Below are 15916 nucleotides of genomic sequence, written 5' to 3' on the forward strand. Positions count from 1 at the left end.
CTTTCTTTTGTATAAATTTACGCATGGAAATTAAACTCTTCGGGATGATTAAGAGCGTAATTAAATTTTTCCATATCCACTTTTTTATCCCATATTGAGATTATTAAGCATCCTACGGCATTTCCGCAAAGATTTCCTACTGCACGCATTTCAGACATGAATTTATCAACCCCTAACAATACCGCTACGGTAACTACGGGAATTCCTGCGCTTGGAAGGGCGGCTAGGGTGCCTGCAAGCACGATAAAACCGGAGCCCGTTACTCCCACTGCGCCCTTACTGGTAACCATAAGGATGATTAAAATTTGTATGAGATGCTCTATGCTAAGCGGAATTCCAAACGCTTGAGCCAAGAAGATTACGCTTAAGCTTAGATATATATTGGTGCAGTCAAGATTAAACGAATATCCAGTAGGTATGATAAGACCCACGGCTCCGCGATGAATTCCTGCTGCTTCTAGTTTTTGCATAAGAGGAGCAAGTGCTGTTTCGCTGGAGCTTGTGGCAAATACCACTAAAACCTCTTTGGCTATAAAGCGCATAAATTTAAAGATATTAACCTTTACGAGATAGCATATCAGCCCAAGAACGCCGAATATAAAAAATAAGCTTGCGGCAGCCATTACAAAAAGCAATTCAAGCATACCAAGTAAAGAGTCTATGCCGAATTTTCCTATCAAAAACGCCATAGCGGAAAATGCAGCCACCGGGCTAAATAGCATTAAAATCGTAAGCAGCTTTAAGACCCAATGCTGAACTATCTCAAGCGGCTTTAAAATTTTCTTTTTATGTTCGTGCTTTAAAAACGATATGATCACTGCCGTAACTATCGCCATAAATAGCACTTGGAGGGTGTTTGAAGTAAGAAAAGGAGTGATAGGATCGCTTGGAACAGCACTTTTTAAGATGGCCCAAACCGAGCCCACATCTTTATCTATGTGAGTGTATTTTTCGACACTTCCCGGATCTAGCGTAGTGTAGTCAAGATGCATGTTATGACCCGGCTTTAAAACTTCCCCAAATAAAATTCCCACCGCAAGCGCTATCGTGCTTACTATTTCAAAATATATAAAGCCTTTAAGTCCTATACTTCCAAGCTCTTTCATGCTTTCAAGCCCGATTATGCCTGAAACTATAGTAAGAAAAATAATCGGTCCTATTAGCGCTTTTAAAGCCTTTATGAACCAATCAATTCCAGGTTTGCTCGCTACACCTATATCAGGCAAAGCCATACCTACTGCTATACCTGCAGCTATGCCCAAAACCACCCAAAAGGCAAGACTGGTAATGATTTTTACAAATTTACTTTTTGGGGATTTGGATATGATTTTTGATGATGTTTCTTTTGAAATATCTTGCATAAAATATAATCCTTTGTTATTAGATTAATTTTTAAAAAAATATTTTACCCAAGAAGGCATTAAAGAAAAATTATTGCAAGTAGACTTGCACTGTATCTGCTACTTTTTAAGCCATTGAAAAGTTTAGATTGGCGCAGTTCTTGTATGTTTTTATATGAATGTTTTACTAAAAATATATTTGATTTTATTTAATATTTAAAACTATAAACTCTCTTTTATCTCGATAGATTCGATCTTGTCGCCGCCTCTTACACTGTCAAGTACCTTTAGACTGTCTTCGTCTATCGCTTGCCCAAAAACCGTATGAACTCCGTCAAGATGAGGTTGCGCGCTATGACATACGAAAAACTGACTCCCTCCCGTATCAGGACCTGCGTGCGCCATAGATAGGCTTCCGCGTTTATGCTTGCTCTTTTGACCTCTGCATTCGCATTTTATCCTCCAGCCCGGACCGCCCGTGCCGGTTCCGTAAGGACAGCCGCCTTGGATAACGAAATTCGGTATAACGCGGTGGAAATTTAGCCCGTCATAAAATCCGTCGTTTGCCAAAGTAGCGAAATTCATAACCGTTTGAGGCGTTTCTTCGCCAAAAAGCTCAAGTTTTATATCGCCTTTTTCGGTATGGATAACAGCAAATTTAAATTTTGCCAACTCGTCTTGATTGATCTCGTAAATTTTTAACTCGTCATTTCTCATTTTTTTCCTTTATTCTATATTTGTATAAACGGCTTGCACGTCATCATCGTCTTCAAGCTTGTCAAGAAGCTTTTCTACCTCTTGCATCTCTTCTTCACTTAAGCTTATCGGCGAATTTGCGATGTACTGCAAGCTTGCCTTTTTGCTCTCAAGCCCAAGCTTTTCTATACCCTCGTGAAGCGTGCCAAAGCTTGTATAATCTCCGTATATGTAAAGCGTATCGCCTTCGCTTTCAAGCTCGGTAAGTCCGAAATCAATTAGTTCTAGCTCAATCTCATCAGGCTCGATTTGAGGCATATTGAGCTCAAAGACGCTCTTTCTAGTAAACATAAAGCTTAAACTTCCGCTTGGAAGCACCTCTCCGCCGTTTTTGCTAAATATCGCCTTGACGTTTGCAACAGTTCTGGTAGGATTATCAGTGGCGCATTCTACGATTATTTGCACTCCGTGAGCGGCTTTTCCGTCGTAAAATATAGTCTTGATATCGGCGCTATCTTTGCCGTTTGCTCTTTTTATCGCCGCGTCGATGTTATCTTTTGGCATATTTTCGCTCTTTGCGGCTGCTATCGCTGCGCGAAGCTTAGGATTCATATCAGGATCCGTTCCGCCCTCTTTAGCGGCTACCGTTATAGCCTTAGCCAGTTTTGGAAATACCTTACTCATCTTGTCCCAGCGAGCCTCTTTGGCCGCTCTTCGGTATTCAAATGCTCTTCCCATAAATTTTCCTTAAAAAAATTTTGGAAATTATAGCCAAAAAAGATTATTATCTTTTTAAAATTTAAGATGTTTTGCGAGCTGTTAGCTTAAAATTTATAGTTAAAATACTATAATTATCAAATGATTATACAAGCTACCAAACAAGACGCTTTGCGTTGTATCGAACTACTGAATTTAGCTATGGATGATATCGCTTTTGCACTTAGCGGAACTACCGACAAGTTAAAAAGTAACGAAATTCTAACCTCTTTTTTTGTTCAGGATATTAATAGATTAAGCTATAAAAACGTTTATGTTTTTAAACACGAAAAAGATATAGTCGCAGCCATTTGCGCCTACTACGGAGGAGATGCAAATAGTCTTGACGCTCCTATTTTAGAACATCTTAAGAAATTTAATCCGGCCGCTAAAGTAGAAAAAGAGTGCCTTGAGGATGAGTTTTATATCGATAGTATAGCTGTTGATGAGAGATTTCGCGGGCAGGGAATTGCAGGAAAGCTAATAAAATTTATATTTGAAGTGGCTAAACTCAAAGAGTATGAAAAAGTATCTTTGATAGTAGATCAAGATAAGGTAAAAGAGAGAGAATTTTACGAGAGACTAGGCTTTGTAATCAATCAGGAAATGACGATAAATTCGCATAAATATTACCACATGATAAAGGAAATTCTATGAAACATTTTAAAGTTGCCAATGTGCATTGTCAAAACTGCGCAAATACTATAAAAAGCGCGCTTGAAGATGAATTCGGAGCTATTGAAGTTGATTTAAGTCGTGAGCCAAAAGTGGTTAGTGTAAATTTAGACGATAAAGATGTAGGTAAATTTATATCCGAGCTTGACGATCTTGGATTTGAAGTGATAGAGCAAATTTAGCTATGTCAAAAACTATCAAGCTCAATATCGCGGGCATGACCTGCGTGAATTGTTCAAATGCTATAGAGAGAGTCGCTAAAAAGATGGATGGCGTAGAGGACGCTAAGGTTAGCTTTGCTAATGCTACGGGCGAATTTATAGTAGCTAGCGAAGAAGTAAGAACTAAGCTTGAAGAAAAGATCAAAAAGCTGGGCTACGAGATCGCTAAGGATATGAGCGAATTTGAGAAAAAAAGAGCCTTGCATATAAAAAACCTACGCAACAACTTTATCGCCGCAGCGGTAATAAGCGCTGTGATAATGTGGCTTGAGATGACGGGCGTTATGAGCGAGCCAAAGGCGTTTGTAATGCTATTTTTGGCTTTTATCGCGCTTGCGGTTTGCGGTAAGGAGTTTTTCGTACACGCTTACGGCGCACTTAAAAACAAAAACTACGATATGAACGTGCTTGTAGCGCTTGGCACTTCGATGGCGTTTCTTTACTCGGTGTTTGTCTTTTTAGCCCCAAATTTGATGCCTGAAAATATGCGCCATATGTATGTTTCAGGCTCTGCGATGATTATTACTTTTATCCTGCTTGGCAAATTTCTTGAGGAGCGCTCAAAGGCTAGGGCGGGGGATTATCTAAAAAGCCTTATGGATCTTTCTCCTAAGGTGGCTTTAGTGCTAAAGCCTGACGGACAAGCCGTAGAAACGGATGTGCAAAACCTAAAAATAGGCGACATCGTAATGGTAAAAGCGGGCTTTCACGTGCCTTGCGACGGAGTTATCATAAACGGCGGAGCCGAGCTTGACATGTCTATGCTTACGGGCGAGAGCCTGCCTGTGTATAAAAAAACGGGCGATGAGGTAAATGCAGGTACGATAAACACAAACGGCTATCTGAATGTAAAAGTTACAAAGCCGTCAAATCAAACTTTGCTAGCTCAAATTTTACATCTATTAAGCGATGCTAGCACGAAAAAAATGCCGATTAGTCGATTTGCCGATAGGGTTGCAAATATCTTTGTGCCGGCCGTTATTATTATAGCCGTGGTTACGTTTTTGATCTGGTTTGCAGTTACCGGAAATGCTGTGCAAGGCGTTTTAAGTGCGATTTGCGTACTTATCATATCTTGTCCTTGCGCGCTTGGGCTGGCTACTCCTATTGCTATCATTTCATCTCTTTCTTTGGGCGCTAAAAACGGAATTTTGATAAAAAATCCCGAAGTCATAGAGGTGCTTCACACCGCCAAATACGCGATATTTGATAAAACCGGCACTCTTACAAAGGGTGAAATTTCGGTTAATTTTACCGATATAAACGAAGATGATTTGGCTCTAATCGCAGCTCTTGAAGCAAAAAGCTCGCACCCTATATCAAAAGCGATTGTTAATTATGCAAACGAGCTTGATCTTAAAATTTTAGGCAACGATAGCGGTTTTGAAAGTATCGCAGGAAAAGGCATAAGAAGCCTTGATGAAAGCGAGATAGTCGTGGGCAATGAAGGCTTTTTGAAAGAATTTGGCATAGAGATTCCTGATTCTTCAAAAGAGCAAATTTTAAAGATGCAAAATGACGGAAACGGTGTGGTTTTGGCTGCGATAAAGAAAAAATTCGTAGGATTTATAAGTCTTAGCGATACTTTAAAGGAAAATGCTAAAGAGATTATAGACGAGCTGAAAAATAAAAATATAATTCCTGTGATGCTAACGGGGGATAATGTTTTTACCGCTAAAAACGTAGCGCTGAAGATCGGCATCGAAAAGGTCTTTGCGGGAGTTTTGCCTAATGAAAAATTTGAGATTATCAAAGAGCTTCAAAAAGACGCCAAGGTCGTGTTTATAGGAGACGGCATAAACGATTCGCCTTCGCTTAAGCAAGCTGATATCGGCATAGCCATGAGCAGTGGAGCCGACATAGCAAAGGACGCGGGCGATATAGTTCTTATCAAAAATGACCTTGAAAGCGTTGTTAAAGCGATAAATTTGGCTAAAGATACGATGAAAACGATCAAGGAAAATTTGTTCTGGGCGTTTATCTACAATCTAATCTGCATTCCCGTGGCTGCAGGTGCGCTCTATCCGGTATTTAAGATAGTTTTAACTCCGGTTTATGGAGCGATTGCGATGTGCTTTAGCTCGGTAACCGTTGTTTTTAATTCGATTCGCCTAAGGTTTAAGAAAATTTAAATTTAGTAAAATCACAAAAATTTAAAAGGACTATGATGAAGCTTGGCGAATTTTATTCGGTTGTGTGTAGAGTTTTTGCTGTCGGTTTTTCAAATTCGTTAAATGACAAAATTTTTGAACAGATCAAGAAAAACGGCGAGTGGTTTTTGCAAAATGATACCGAAGCTAATAATAAAGGAAGATCTCTTTATAAAGAGGCTATTAAGAGCGAGGATATAAAGGATATAGAGGTTGACTTTAAGAATTTGCAAAAGTATTTTCTCGCTACATATTTTTTTAAAGGCGATGATGAAAGGCTTGCTAAGCTTTATCAAATTTGCGGATTTGAGCCGAATTTAAAATCATTAAAGATAGACAGCATAAGCAATCAGCTATCGTTTTTATCGGCTATCTTAAAGCTTGAAGCCAATGAAAAGACAGAGGAAATTTTAGGCGTGTTTTTAAGCTCATATCTGCTTCCTTATGCTGCAAAACTCGCTCCTACGCTTCAAAAAGAGGCAAAAAGCAAATTTTACCGCGGACTTGGATATCTTTTTGAAGATTTTGCTAGCAGACTTGAAAAGACTCTTAAGATAAGGGTCGTTCCCAGATGAGTTGGTGGAACGAAATTTACAATAACTTTGATCCCGTAGCTTTTAAAATTTTCGGTATAAGTGTTCATTGGTACGGGCTGATGTATGTTTTGGCTCTACTTGTCGCACTTGGTGTGGCTAAATTTATCGTTAAATTTGATAAGGTTAATATCTCAAATTCGCTTCTTGATAACTATTTTTTCTGGGTTGAGATAGGCGTTATTTTAGGCGCTAGAGTCGGATATATACTCATTTACGATCCAAATACACTTTATTATATAACTCAGCCTTGGCAAATTTTTAATCCTTTTTATAACGGAGAATTCGTAGGAATTCGCGGCATGAGCTATCATGGGGCGGTAGTTGGATTTTTGCTTGCTACGTGGGCGTTTTGTAAAAAATACAAGCAAAACACTTGGGCTTTGCTTGATCTGGTTGCGCTAAGTATCCCGCTTGGATATTTTTTCGGACGAATCGGGAATTTCTTAAATCAAGAGCTCTTTGGCAGAGTTACGGACGTGCCTTGGGGGATATATGTAGCAGGTATGCTTAGACACCCTTCTCAAATTTATGAGGCGATTTTAGAAGGTATTGTGATATTTTTAATTTTATTTACTTATCGAAAATTTAAGAAATTTGACGGCGAACTCATAGCTTTATATGCTATTTTATATACTATCGCAAGATTTATATGCGAGTTTTACAGAGAGCCTGATTTCGGGCTTGGCTTTGTATTTTTGGGTCTTTCTATGGGTCAAATTTTATCTCTTGCGATGCTTCTTGCAGGAGTGCTTGCCTACTTTTATTTAAGAAATAAAAATATACAAAATTTTAAATCTATTTAAAGTTGCTTTGTGATAATATAACAATTCGATTTTAAATTTATAAATTAAAATTATCATAAGTTATTAATAACAAATTTCAATATAGGAGTGCTCATGAGTGGGCTAATCGAAGGTTTCTTGGGGAGGCAGGCGGATTGCAAAAAGAGTCGTTTGCCGGCGGTTTGGGACAGATGGCAGAGCATCACGGGATTTATTCTTGCCTGTTTTATTCTTTGCCATATGGTTTTTACATCAACTATCTTGCTTGGCAAGGACGCTTTTAATGCGGTTGTCGGTTTTGCCGAGGCTAAATTTCTGTTTGGTGAATCTACTTGGTGGATTACAAACGTAATAGCGGCTATAATTTTTGTAGTTTTTATCGCTCACGCATTTTTGGCTATGCGAAAATTTCCTGCGAATTTCAGACAGTATTTGATGTTTAGAGGACACAAAAATCGCATCAGACACCTTGATACTACACTTTGGTGGTTTCAGTTTTTAACCGGATTTGCGCTATTTTTCGCGGCAAGCGGACATTTAGTAGATATAGTTTTTGGTGGGCATATCACTGCCGATAGCTCTGCTTTAAATTTTGCCAGACTTGAGTTTTTCTACCTTGCCTTACTTGTCTTTATGGTTGTTCATGCCGGTGTAGGTATGTATAGACTGTATGTAAAATGGGTGAGTATAGAAGGTGTTAATAGAGCCGAAATGCTAGCTAAGAGAAATAAGGCTAAAACAATTATATTTGCGGTTTTTGGCGGACTAGCCGTGATCGCTTTGATTGCGGACTTTGTCTGGATCAGTCTTAGTTAGTAGATAGGAGCTAGTAATGAATATAAAATATTGTGATGCATTAGTTATAGGCGGCGGACTTGCAGGACTTAGAGCCGCGGTTGCCGCAGGAGAAAAAGGACTTAGCACTATCGTTTTGAGTTTAATTCCTGTTAAGAGATCTCACTCTGCGGCTGCTCAAGGCGGTATGCAAGCGAGCCTTGGAAATTCTAAAATGAGTGAAGGTGATAATGAGGATGTGCACTTTGCCGATACGGTAAAAGGAAGCGACTGGGGTTGCGATCAAGAAGTGGCTAGAATGTTTTGTCAAACAGCTCCAAAAGCTATCCGTGAGCTTGCCGCTTGGGGTGTGCCTTGGACGAGAATTACCAAAGGCGAAAGAAGCGCTATTATTAACGCTCAAAAGACAACTATAGTAGAAAAAGAAGAGGTTCACGGACTTATTCACAGCCGCGACTTTGGCGGTACTAAAAAATGGAGAACCTGCTATACGGCTGACGCTACGGGTCATACTATGCTTTTTGCCGTGGCAAACGAGGCGTTAAAGCATAACGTTGAAATTCATGACAGAAAAGAGGCTATCGCTCTAATCCACCAAAATAACCGCTGCTACGGCGCTATCGTAAGAGATTTAGTAAATGGCGAGATCACTGCTTACGTTTCAAAAGGCACCTTGATAGCAACAGGCGGATACGGAAGAGTATATAAACACACTACAAATGCCGTAGTTTGCGAAGGTATCGGTGCGGCGATCGCTCTTGAAACGGGTATCGCTCAACTTGGTAATATGGAAGCGGTTCAGTTTCACCCGACACCGATCGTTCCAAGCGGAATTTTATTAACGGAAGGTTGTCGCGGTGACGGCGGAATTTTACGTGATGTGGACGGATACCGCTTTATGCCTGATTATGAGCCTGAGAAAAAAGAGCTTGCAAGCCGTGACGTCGTAAGTCGTCGTATCATGGAGCATATAAGAAAAGGCAAAGGCGTAAAAAGCCCTTATGGCGAGCACGTGTGGCTTGATATAAGCATACTTGGCCGTGAGCATATCGAGAAAAATTTACGCGACGTTCAAGAAATTTGCGAGATATTTAACGGCATAGATCCTGCAGATACCGAACTTGATGAAAACGGAATCGGTAAAGGCTGGGCGCCGATACTTCCTATGCAGCATTATTCAATGGGTGGTATTAAAACCAAGCCAAACGGCGAAAGCCCGACATTGGCAGGCTTATTTAGCGCTGGCGAAGCTGCTTGCTGGGATATGCACGGATTTAACCGCCTTGGCGGAAACTCTGTTTCTGAAACGGTTGTTGCGGGTATGATTGTGGGTGATTATTTTGCTGATTATTGCAAGAGCCACGATATAGAGATAAATACAAAAGATATAGAAAAATTCGTAAAATCTCAAAACGACTATCTGCAAGGACTCCTTGATAAAGAGGGTAAATTTAACGTATTTGAGATCAAAAACAAGATGAAAGACATCATGTGGGATTATGTTGCGATCTTTAGAACAGGCGAAGGGCTTGAGACAGCCGTAAGAGAGCTTGAAGAGCTTTATAAGCACTCGCTTGACGTTAAAGTTGCAAACAAAAATCTATTTGGCAATCCTGAGCTTGAAGAGGCTTACCGCGTACCAAAGATGCTAAAACTTGCTCTTTGTGTAGCTTACGGCGCGCTTCTTAGAACCGAAAGCCGCGGCGCTCACAGTAGAGAGGATTATCCGAAAAGAGATGATGCAAACTGGCTAAACAGAACTCTAACAAGCTGGAAAGAGGGCGCTACGATGCCAACTGTAGAATACGAACCGCTTGATATAATGAAGATGGAAATTCCACCTGCATTTAGAGGATACGGAGCCAAAGGAAACATCATCGAGCACCCAGATAGCGCAGTTCGCCAAAAAGAAGTTGATGAAATTCGCGCTAAAATGGAGGCAGAAGGCAAAGGCAGATATGAAATTCAAAATGCACTTATGCCTTATGAGTTACAACCAAAATATAAAGCACCAAATGAAAGAGCAGGTATAGGATATGAGTAGAAAAATTACGATAAAAGCTTTTAAATATAATCCATTAAGCAAAATTTCAAAGCCGCATTTTGCGACTTATGAGCTTGAGGAGACACCGGGTATGTCGCTATTTATCGCGCTTAATCAAATTCGTGAGAAATTTGATCCTGATCTTAGCTTTGACTTTGTGTGTCGCGCGGGAATTTGCGGAAGTTGCGCAATGCTGGTAAATGGCAAGCCTGTGCTTGCTTGCAGAACTCTTACTAAAGATTTTGAAAGCGGAGTTATCGAGCTTATGCCGCTTCCTGTGTTTAAGCTTTTAAAAGATCTAAGTGTAGATACGGGCAACTGGATGAACGCGATGAGTAAGCGTGTAGAAAGCTGGATACATACCGATCACGAGACCGACATAAGCAAGCTTGAAGAAAAAGTCGAGCCTGAAGTGGCACAAGAGGTTTTTGAGCTTGATAGATGTATAGAGTGCGGAATTTGCGTAGCCGCTTGCGGAACTGCGATCATGAGACCTGATTTTATCGGTGCTGTTGGACTTAACCGCGTTGCGAGATTTAAGATCGATGCGCTTGATAAGAGAACCGATGAGGACTTTTACGAGCTTATAGGCGATGATGACGGAGTGTTTGGTTGTATGACCTTGCTAGCGTGCGAGGATAACTGTCCAAAACACCTTCCGCTTCAAAGCAAAATCGCTTATATGCGCAGAAAGATGGCTGTAATAAAGTAGCCGGAGGGAGATGAAAATCTCCCTTAAAATTTACTCCGATAATTTCTATCATCGTTTTTTAGATGCTTCAAATAAAATTTTACTAAGGAAAAAATCTTAGATTAGTAAATTTTTGTAGATATATGATTGTTGAATAAGAAATTTGAAGTTAATTTATTAAAATAAAATTTCTTGCTTTTTACTTTATATACAAAACAAGAGTTTAAATATTCGCAATCGTTTTGTTAAATATAAATCAATACTTGAAGTTCGGTTAAATTTGGCGGGGAAGTATTTTGAATCAAATTTGCAATTGATAAAGCGGACTTTATTTATAAAAGCCCGCTTTGATTATCTATTCTACAAAGTATTTTTTAGCATATTGTGCATCTTCGTATAAAGCTGTTCCAAATTTTTGCTTGCCGTAGTTTTTAAATATCTCTTGAGCCTCGTTGCCTTTTAAAAATTCTATAAACTTATCAGCCGCTTTAGGAGCGTTTTTCGCGCTCATTGCGGAATAAACGTTTATAAGTACCTCATCACCCGAAAATAAAACATCGCTATTTTTTAGCTCATCTTTTATCATCTTATAAGTGCTTGAATCGCTCATAAAATACCCCTTCGTCTCGTCTGCTTTGCGTAGAGTAGCCATCATAAAGTCGCGATTTGGCTTGTACCACTCTCCGTTTGGCTCGATGTTTGCTAGCTTCCATATGCTAAGCTCTTTTACGTGCGTTCCGCTTTTATCGTCTCTTGTGTAAAACAAAGCTTTTGCGTTTGCTATCTTCGCATATGCTTCAGCGGCTGTTTTTGCCGTTTTTATGCCTGCCGGATCTTCCTTGGGTCCTATGATATAAAATTCATTTGAGCCGATTAGAGTGCGGTTTTTGGCTAGTCCTTGTGACACCAGAGCCTTTTCTTCTTTTGGCGAGTGGGTCATAGAGATATCCACCTTACCCTCTTTGAGTAAGCTTAATCCTTTTCCGCTGCCTGCTTTTATCCAGCAAATTTTAGTATCGTTTTTAGCGTTAAATTTCTGCGCTAATTCCTCCACTAAACCAAGTTCTCCCGGACTTCCTGTAGCTAGTTTAAGCTCATTTGCCCCGTTTCCGTAAATTTTTGTGCACTCTAATGCATAAAAATTTGACACCAAAATAGCACCTAGTAACAAAAGCTTTTTCATAATATCTCCTTTGTGATAAATTATGAAATTTTAGCATATCTAAGATAACAAAAGGCGTTTAAATTTTAAGGAGAAAGGGGCGGTTATACGCCCCGAGGTGTCAAAAATTAATTTAGCAGATCAAATTTATATCCAAGTTGTAGCCAAAGCTCGTTTTGATCGGTTTTTGTAACCTTGTTTGCAGCGTCGTAGTTTTCTCTTTCAAGCTCGACATAAGTTACCGATGCGGACAAGCCTTTAACTTGAGGAATGTTATAGCTTGCTATCGCAGCCCAGCCTTCTATATCCATTCTTTCGCCTTTTTTAGTTGCGCCCGCATTTACGTTAGGGGCGTCTTGCTCGCCTTTTACGTATTGAAACGAAGTTGTAAGACCGTTTAGTCCTATAGTGCCAAAATCATATCCAAGTGTAAATTTGTGAGTATCCATTCCCGCAAAACCGGTAAATACGAAAGGTCCGCGAATAGGCAAGGAGGTATATGATTTAGGTCCGTTTCCAACGCCAAAGAGTAAAGCGTCATCATCGCTTACCGTTGTGTATGCGTAGCTCGCGTTAAATCCTGCCAGATCGTAAATTCCCGCTCTAAATCCAAGCATGTCGCCTTCGTAGTTTAGATTATCAAGCGTATCGGTAGTTCGAGAGCCTTTGTAGTTTGCATCAATACCTAGGCTAAACATATCAAGAGGGAATTTTAGATTCATTTCGGCTAAAAATAAATTTATATCGCCCTTTGCGCTTGGCAACCTCTCTAAATCGGTTACTCTGGCATAAGCGCCCGTTAGCTTTAAATTTTCCATAGGCTCGTTTATAATAGCGCCTGTAAAGATGTTGTCAAATTTAAACGCCACAGGTCCCATGCCGCCTATGATGGTTTTATCCTTAAATTTAGGTGCATGACCATTTTTATGTCCTGAAACTACGGCACTTCTACCTTGAAATTTATAATACCAACCGCCTATTAAAGTCGTATTTGGAAGCGACTTATCTCTTATAGTAAGACCTTCGAAAGCCTCTTTGAAAGCACGAGTGTAGTTGCCCGCTACAAGCGGAGTGTTTACGTATTGGCGACCGAATTTGATATCGGTTTGATTAAGCATATAGCCGACGTATGCTTCAGATAGTACAAAACCCTCTGTTCTCCACTCTTTATCATACATTGTGTTGTTCTTTTTTTTCTCGTTGATCGGTAGTAAATTCGCCTGCCCCGTAACACCTAATCTAAAGCCGTAAAATGAGCCTGTGGTATAACCAAGTTCAAATTGTACACCAAGAAGCTCCTCGTCGCGTACGCTATTTCTTTCATCTTTTTGATCTACGTATGTAGTTTGAACTTTGCCGTTTAATTTGCCGCCTGTAAGAGCATCTGCAAGCGAATCAGAAGCGTTTGCAACACCAACGCAACTTATCGTAGCTACTGCCAAACTAAGCTTGATTAATCTCATGAAAACTCCTTGCTAAAATATTGATTATAATTAATATTAAATTATAGTATTAAAAATTATATTTTAAATTATATCACATAAAAAGCTTAAAATTTGCTTTTTTAAGTCTAATTTATTATATTTTTAGCCGATAAAATCGCATTTTGATTTTTTATAGGTGTAAATTTATATTTAAGTTTAAGGTGAGTTTTGTGTGAAATTTTCTTGTTAATTGTAGATAGTTAAACTGTAAAATTTTATAAATTTTTAGCCGAATTTAAATCGGCTAAATGATTAAATTTATACCACCGACCGCTCTTTAAGTAAGACGTAAAGCTTGATAGTCGATAAGAAAAACGTAACTATCGCAGGCCCAAGGATAATGCCCCAAAATCCAAACGTCGTAATTCCGGCAATCATTGCAAAAAAGATAAGCATCTCGTTTATCTTAGTCGGAATTCTCACCAAACGATCGTTTATAAATTTTATTATAAGAGGCTTTAAAAGCGTATCGGCAACGATGGAGATAACTACGATGTTATAAACTGCAATGACGATAGCGCCGCTTAAGTTACCGTTGGCAAATTCATAAATACTAATCGGTCCCCAAACTAAAAATCCGCCTACAATCGGTACAAGTGTGGCAAATCCAAACAAAATTCCCATTAAAAATCCGCTATATCCGTAAATCATTGCGATGATAGCGAACAAAAATCCTTGAAAAATAGTATTTATGATTATCGAGTAAAAAACTACGCTCATTACGTTAGCCACTTCGCTTAGGATGTATTCGGTATCTTCAGGCTTCATAGGAACGGCTTTTTTTAAGTATTTGATAAGATCGCTTCCGTATAGAATCGAAAAAAAGAAAAATATAATAATCATCACCATATCGACTAAAAAATTCGCACTAAATTTGCCAATTTCCGCTAAATTTGAGATGATTTTAGCCGAGATTACTTTAAAGTCGATTTCCGTAATTAGCTCTTTAAATTTAGGCTCTAGGAACTCAATTGGCGCAGGTAGTGCGAAATCATAATTCTTAACATAATCAATCGTATTGCTTACATAATCCATGTTAAAGCTTGCCGCATGCTTTGCCAACGCGATGACGGCGTAAAGAAAGGGCGCGATAAATAGCAAAAATAAAATCGCTGTAGTAAGAGCGGCGGATAGTGTTTCTCTGTGCTTTGTAAGCTTTAAAAATTTTACGTTTATGTTTGATGTCGCAACCGCTAACAGCATCGCGATAAAGATGTTTAGCAAAAACGGCTTAAAAAGATAAAGCAGCAAACAAAGCGCGAAAAATACAAATATACCAAAGAAAATTTTACTATTTTTAACCATCCATATCCTCTTTACATAAAATTTGCAAGAATTTTTAGCCGATAATTAGCCATATCGGCTAAATCAGAGCAATTTTAAATTTTCTTAGCATTTTAATATATAAATTCAAATTTAAACGACAAAACAAACCCGCCGGCTAAAATTTTAGATTATTTGAGATAATTTCTCATAAATTTAGCCCTATAACGCAGATAAATTTATCCGTCAAAAAGCCCTTTTTCATCTTTAAATTTAAGCTTAAACGTATCGTAGCATTTTCCGCTTGCGATGCGACCTTTTGCGGTGCGCTCGATAAAGCCGTTTGCTAACAAGTAAGGCTCTATAACGTCTTCTATAGTGCCTTCATCCTCGCTAAGTGCTGCGGCAATGGTGTTTAGCCCTAAAGGCTTGCGTTTGGCGTCAAGCAGAATTTCAAGATACTTTATATCCATTTCATCAAAGCCGATCTCATTTACTCCAAGCGCGTCAAGAGCTTCTTTGGCACGTTTTTGCGAGATGATGAGCTCATCATTTACTTCGGCAAAATCTCGAATCCGCTTTAGCAGCCTAAGTGCGATCCTAGGAGTTGCGCGCGCCCTTCTTGCGACTTCAAGAGCGGCACTTTTTTCGCACTCTTTGCCAAGCTTGACTGAGGCTATTTGAACGATTCTGGCTAGCTCCGCATGGCTATAAAATTGTAGTCTAAAATCCATCCCGAAGCGATCTCTAAGCGGAGCTGAAATCATACCCGCTCGCGTCGTAGCGCCTATTAGCGTAAATTTCGGCAGGTCTATCTTAATCGTTTGTGCCGCAGGTCCTGAGCCTATGATGATATCAAGCCTAAAGTCCTCCATCGCAGGATAAAGCACCTCTTCGATAGCAGAGCTTAAGCGGTGAATTTCATCGATAAATAGCACATCACCTTCTTGTAAATTTGTAAGCACGGCCGCTAGATCGCCGCTTTTTTCTATCATCGGAGCCGCCGTCATTTTGATACTTACACCCATTTCGTTTGAGATGATGTGCGCAAGAGTGGTCTTGCCAAGCCCCGGAGGGCCGTAAAAAAGCACGTGATCAAGACACTCTCCGCGCTTTTTGGCAGCCTTGATAAACACATCTAAATTTTGCTTTATCTTTTCTTGTCCGATGTAATCTTCAAATTTTGCAGGGCGAAGCGATGTTTCAAACTCGCTTTCAAAGCTTACTTTTTCTATTTCTACGATTCTGTCCATATTTTAAC

General features: G+C 39.4%; 15 protein-coding genes. 8 read left to right on the forward strand and 7 right to left on the reverse strand.

The window, feature by feature from the left end:
* Positions 1 to 17: 17 nt before the first annotated feature.
* The 3 genes from CORI_RS02765 to CORI_RS02775 all read right to left on the reverse strand — a co-directional run bounded on the left by CORI_RS02765 (position 18) and on the right by CORI_RS02775 (position 2774).
* Positions 18 to 1361, reverse strand: coding sequence for a cation:dicarboxylase symporter family transporter (locus CORI_RS02765; protein WP_173030722.1), 1344 nt, complete (start codon positions 1359 to 1361; stop codon positions 18 to 20).
* A 201-nt stretch (positions 1362 to 1562) separates the two neighbouring features.
* Positions 1563 to 2057, reverse strand: coding sequence for a peptidylprolyl isomerase (locus CORI_RS02770; RefSeq protein ID WP_173030723.1), 495 nt, complete (start codon positions 2055 to 2057; stop codon positions 1563 to 1565).
* Positions 2058 to 2066: 9 nt separating this feature from the next.
* Entirely contained in the window at positions 2067 to 2774 is a 708-nt protein-coding gene (locus tag CORI_RS02775) for a YebC/PmpR family DNA-binding transcriptional regulator (RefSeq protein WP_172199815.1), read from the reverse strand.
* A 120-nt stretch (positions 2775 to 2894) separates the two neighbouring features.
* On the opposite strand from CORI_RS02775, the gene CORI_RS02780 reads away from it, so the two are divergent.
* The 8 genes from CORI_RS02780 (at position 2895) to CORI_RS02815 (ending at position 10767) form a co-directional block, all read left to right on the forward strand.
* Positions 2895 to 3449, forward strand: a complete 555-nt coding sequence (locus tag CORI_RS02780) for an N-acetyltransferase (RefSeq protein WP_173030724.1) — start codon at positions 2895 to 2897, stop codon at positions 3447 to 3449.
* A complete protein-coding gene (locus CORI_RS02785) occupies positions 3446 to 3649 on the forward strand; it encodes a heavy-metal-associated domain-containing protein (protein ID WP_173030725.1) in 204 nt (67 codons plus the stop codon). Before CORI_RS02780 ends, CORI_RS02785 begins: the two co-directional genes overlap by 4 nt.
* Positions 3650 to 3651: 2 nt before the next feature.
* Positions 3652 to 5820, forward strand: a complete 2169-nt coding sequence (locus tag CORI_RS02790) for a cation-translocating P-type ATPase (RefSeq protein WP_173030726.1) — start codon at positions 3652 to 3654, stop codon at positions 5818 to 5820.
* 35 nt (positions 5821 to 5855) lie between these two features.
* Positions 5856 to 6413 (forward strand): hypothetical protein, encoded by a 558-nt coding sequence (locus tag CORI_RS02795; RefSeq protein ID WP_173030727.1) that lies wholly within the window; start codon positions 5856 to 5858, stop codon positions 6411 to 6413.
* Entirely contained in the window at positions 6410 to 7237 is an 828-nt protein-coding gene (lgt, locus tag CORI_RS02800; protein WP_173030728.1) for a prolipoprotein diacylglyceryl transferase, read from the forward strand. Before CORI_RS02795 ends, lgt begins: the two co-directional genes overlap by 4 nt.
* 93 nt (positions 7238 to 7330) lie before the next feature.
* Positions 7331 to 8032, forward strand: coding sequence for a fumarate reductase cytochrome b subunit (locus CORI_RS02805; RefSeq protein WP_173030729.1), 702 nt, complete (start codon positions 7331 to 7333; stop codon positions 8030 to 8032).
* 16 nt (positions 8033 to 8048) lie between these two features.
* The gene (locus CORI_RS02810; protein ID WP_172199800.1) at positions 8049 to 10055 is read left to right on the forward strand and encodes a fumarate reductase flavoprotein subunit; all 2007 of its coding nucleotides are present in this window, start codon (positions 8049 to 8051) and stop codon (positions 10053 to 10055) included.
* Positions 10048 to 10767: a fumarate reductase iron-sulfur subunit gene (locus CORI_RS02815; RefSeq protein WP_169940168.1), complete on the forward strand. Its 720-nt coding sequence runs from the start codon at positions 10048 to 10050 to the stop codon at positions 10765 to 10767. Before CORI_RS02810 ends, CORI_RS02815 begins: the two co-directional genes overlap by 8 nt.
* A 334-nt stretch (positions 10768 to 11101) precedes the next feature.
* Here the strand turns inward: CORI_RS02815 and CORI_RS02820 are convergent, their stop codons facing one another.
* The 4 genes from CORI_RS02820 to ruvB form a co-directional block, all read right to left on the reverse strand.
* On the reverse strand, positions 11102 to 11929 hold the full coding sequence (locus tag CORI_RS02820; protein WP_173030730.1) for a substrate-binding domain-containing protein: 828 nt from the start codon (positions 11927 to 11929) through the stop codon (positions 11102 to 11104).
* A 107-nt stretch (positions 11930 to 12036) separates the two neighbouring features.
* Positions 12037 to 13371 carry an OprD family outer membrane porin gene (locus CORI_RS02825; protein WP_173030731.1) on the reverse strand — a complete coding sequence of 445 codons (1335 nt, stop codon included), beginning with the start codon at positions 13369 to 13371 and terminating at the stop codon, positions 12037 to 12039.
* A 279-nt stretch (positions 13372 to 13650) separates the two neighbouring features.
* A complete protein-coding gene (locus CORI_RS02830; RefSeq protein WP_173030732.1) occupies positions 13651 to 14697 on the reverse strand; it encodes an AI-2E family transporter in 1047 nt (348 codons plus the stop codon).
* 197 nt (positions 14698 to 14894) lie between these two features.
* A complete protein-coding gene (ruvB, locus tag CORI_RS02835) occupies positions 14895 to 15908 on the reverse strand; it encodes a Holliday junction branch migration DNA helicase RuvB (protein ID WP_173030733.1) in 1014 nt (337 codons plus the stop codon).
* Positions 15909 to 15916: the final 8 nt, after the last annotated feature.

The organism is Campylobacter sp. CCUG 57310 (assembly GCF_013201975.1).
GTDB lineage: Bacteria > Campylobacterota > Campylobacteria > Campylobacterales > Campylobacteraceae > Campylobacter_A > Campylobacter_A canis.

Excerpts from the sequence above, each read along its gene's own strand:
- CORI_RS02775 (WP_172199815.1), bottom strand. The coding sequence starts at position 2,774 with ATGGGAAGAGCATTTGAATACCGAAGAGCGGCCAAAGAGGCTCGCTGG.
- CORI_RS02810 (WP_172199800.1), top strand. The coding sequence starts at position 8,049 with ATGAATATAAAATATTGTGATGCATTAGTTATAGGCGGCGGACTTGCA.
- CORI_RS02830 (WP_173030732.1), bottom strand. The coding sequence starts at position 14,697 with ATGGTTAAAAATAGTAAAATTTTCTTTGGTATATTTGTATTTTTCGCG.
- CORI_RS02805 (WP_173030729.1), top strand. The coding sequence starts at position 7,331 with ATGAGTGGGCTAATCGAAGGTTTCTTGGGGAGGCAGGCGGATTGCAAA.
- CORI_RS02825 (WP_173030731.1), bottom strand. The coding sequence starts at position 13,371 with ATGAGATTAATCAAGCTTAGTTTGGCAGTAGCTACGATAAGTTGCGTT.
- CORI_RS02770 (WP_173030723.1), bottom strand. The coding sequence starts at position 2,057 with ATGAGAAATGACGAGTTAAAAATTTACGAGATCAATCAAGACGAGTTG.
- CORI_RS02815 (WP_169940168.1), top strand. The coding sequence starts at position 10,048 with ATGAGTAGAAAAATTACGATAAAAGCTTTTAAATATAATCCATTAAGC.
- ruvB (WP_173030733.1), bottom strand. The coding sequence starts at position 15,908 with ATGGACAGAATCGTAGAAATAGAAAAAGTAAGCTTTGAAAGCGAGTTT.
- CORI_RS02785 (WP_173030725.1), top strand. The coding sequence starts at position 3,446 with ATGAAACATTTTAAAGTTGCCAATGTGCATTGTCAAAACTGCGCAAAT.
- CORI_RS02780 (WP_173030724.1), top strand. The coding sequence starts at position 2,895 with ATGATTATACAAGCTACCAAACAAGACGCTTTGCGTTGTATCGAACTA.
- CORI_RS02790 (WP_173030726.1), top strand. The coding sequence starts at position 3,652 with ATGTCAAAAACTATCAAGCTCAATATCGCGGGCATGACCTGCGTGAAT.
- CORI_RS02795 (WP_173030727.1), top strand. The coding sequence starts at position 5,856 with ATGAAGCTTGGCGAATTTTATTCGGTTGTGTGTAGAGTTTTTGCTGTC.
- lgt (WP_173030728.1), top strand. The coding sequence starts at position 6,410 with ATGAGTTGGTGGAACGAAATTTACAATAACTTTGATCCCGTAGCTTTT.
- CORI_RS02765 (WP_173030722.1), bottom strand. The coding sequence starts at position 1,361 with ATGCAAGATATTTCAAAAGAAACATCATCAAAAATCATATCCAAATCC.
- CORI_RS02820 (WP_173030730.1), bottom strand. The coding sequence starts at position 11,929 with ATGAAAAAGCTTTTGTTACTAGGTGCTATTTTGGTGTCAAATTTTTAT.